This is a genomic window from Neisseria sp. P0001.S005 (genome assembly GCF_051963715.1).
The window spans coordinates 1-235 of sequence record NZ_JBQCTZ010001083.1 but is presented as its reverse complement, the minus strand read 5'-3'; the positions used below and the strand labels follow the sequence as shown (position 1 = coordinate 235).

Genomic DNA, 235 nt, shown 5'->3' with positions numbered 1-235 from the left:
TCGGCGTAGGTTTCGTATTTTATACCGTTGGCGGAAACGGGCTGGTCTCATGTAAATTCTTCCCAGCATTCGCCGGGGATTTGTTTTTTCCTCCACACTTTGCCGCTGGCTTCGTTTATGTTGCTGTTGTGGACGGCGCCGACGGAAAGCCTGCCCTGCCAGATTTGGCGTTGGTTTAGAGAGTCGCGGAAAAGGCCGATTTTTTCTTTGACGGCTACGGGCAGGTCTTCGTTTT

1 pseudogene is annotated in these 235 nt (G+C 51.9%); it reads right to left on the bottom strand.

Annotation, left to right across the window (positions count from 1 at the left end):
- Nucleotides 1-47 precede the first annotated feature (47 nt).
- A pseudogene (locus ACTHSP_RS24130) lies at nucleotides 48-235 on the bottom strand (surface lipoprotein assembly modifier); the annotation flags it as partial.